This is a genomic window from Pirellulales bacterium, assembly GCA_035656635.1.
Classification (GTDB): domain Bacteria; phylum Planctomycetota; class Planctomycetia; order Pirellulales; family JADZDJ01; genus DATJYL01.
The window spans coordinates 1-1,956 of sequence record DASRSD010000100.1; the positions used below are offsets into that span (position 1 = coordinate 1).

The following is a 1,956-nucleotide window of genomic DNA, read 5'->3' on the forward strand; positions in this document are numbered from 1 at the left end:
ACCAACTTGTACGCCACGGCGATTTACATTGGCTGGGCCGCAGTGCTGGCCGGTTTAATTTTGGAATCGGTCTACCGCCTGGGCTATGGCAACGTGCTGGCGTCGGTCGCCGGCTTCGCTTCGCTATTGGTCGCCGATAAACTTTCGCTGCTCTTGGAAACCAGTAGCGGCGGCGACACCATCGGCGTCATGCAAGCGGTCCTCGATACGCAATTCTGGCTGGCCACCCACGTCACCTGCGTCGTTACCGGTTACACCGCCACGTACGTCGCCGGCTTGTTGGGCCTGATCTACGTGATTCGCGGCGTCTTCACGCCGTCGCTCAGTGCGGCCGAAGGAAAAGACTTAGCCCGCATGATTTATGGCACCGTTTGTTTTGGCATGTTCTTCAGTTTCGTCGGCACGGTACTGGGCGGATTGTGGGCTGACGATTCCTGGGGTCGTTTTTGGGGATGGGATCCCAAAGAAAATGCCGCCCTCATCATCGTGCTCTGGAACGCCCTGGTGCTGCATGCTCGCTGGGACGGCATGGTGAAAGATCGCGGGCTGGCAGTGCTGGCCATTGGTGGCAATATTTTCGCCAGTTGGTCACACTTCGGCGTCAACCAATTGGGCGTAGGATTGCACTCCTACGGATTCACCGAAGGCGTGCTCGTGGCTTTGGGCCTTTTCTGTTTGAGTCAACTTGTGATCATTGGCATCGGACTATTCCCCCAGCGCTTTTGGCTGAGTAATCGCACTTCGCCGGCAGCAATGGTCTAACTGGAGGACGAAGCTCTTGCTGAGCCTCGAGATACGTATTTGACCCGGCTTCCAAGTTCTAACGCAGCCTCTAATGCAAACCTTTCCCGCCGCGCAATCTCGCTTGCGGCACGGCCTGCGGATCGCCTGGCACAATGTCGGGCACCGGCAAAAGATTCAGCAACCAATCGGTCTGCCGTGTTGCCGGCACTTGCACCCGACTGTCCGGCACCAGCATTTTCACCAGCGCCACCACCGGCGCCGGTCCGCGGTTGGAATCGGCCAAAAGAATTTCGTCGCGGCTGCGCATCACAATCCCATTCTGTGTCCCGCTGCACCGGCCATGGATCGAAAGTCCGCCGTTGTTCAACAGGAAATCTGCAGCGAATTCTTCGTAGGCAATTGTATTGCTCGGACTTCGGTTGTCCGTCAATCCGTTGACAGAATTCTGCGATCCACTACGTGCCAAACCCAAAATTGCCGCGGCCGCTGACAGTAGCGATGAACTCACGATGCCCGGGCCGGCATGAACAGTTCCTTCGGCCTCTTCCAGCCTCCCGGCATGAATCACGGCATGCTTGATGACTAATTTTCCATTTCCGTTTAACTGATGCGGAAATTGCTCGCTTACCGTGGAGTGCAGATCGATGTTTTCCATCAGTCCGGTCAATTCCGCTTGCCACCCGTCGGGCGTTTCCATTGCGTTTAGTATGCCTTCAAGCGTACTGTGCGAGCCCAAATGATTTTCTCGCTCCGCAAACGCCGCAATGAGTGCCAGCGGTAGCGGCGCGCTATTCGCTTGAATTTTCAAGCTGTTTTCAAGCTGACCTGAGACATTCGATCGCCGCCATTCTAACCGAATCGGCTGTGCTGCATCGGAATTGGCCAAATGCAACGTCGCCTCAGCGGCATTACCTTCCGATGTTGACCGAAGCTCGGCACTGCAATCGACAAAAGTTTGCGCACCGCCAGGCCAGCACAGCGTCAATTCGCCAGCGGCTAATCGCAAACCTGATTCGTGCGGATCAATCGGACGTTGTATCCAGCCGTCGATTAAAGTTTTTAGGTGCGAAGCGGCCGTAGCGTCAATTTCTGGCTGCGAGGCAAAAATCGTTTCACCCAGCGAGTCATTGCTGATTTCCACCAGCCGCGAAGAAGCCACGGTCTGGCCGCTTTCCGGATCGACTAATTCGACGCCCTCCAGCAACGTGTAGC

2 protein-coding genes are annotated in these 1,956 nt (G+C 56.2%); one reads left to right on the forward strand and one right to left on the reverse strand.

Annotated elements, in window-relative coordinates; all coding sequences use genetic code 11:
- Positions 1–762 (forward strand): cytochrome c biogenesis protein CcsA (gene ccsA, locus VFE46_09345; protein ID HZZ28196.1); only part of this gene is annotated, 762 nt, incomplete at its 5' end.
- A 70-nt stretch (positions 763–832) separates the two neighbouring features.
- On the opposite strand, the gene VFE46_09350 is transcribed toward ccsA, so the two are convergent.
- Positions 833–1,956, reverse strand: a 1,124-nt coding sequence (locus VFE46_09350) for a hypothetical protein (protein ID HZZ28197.1), incomplete at its 5' end; no start/stop codon positions are given.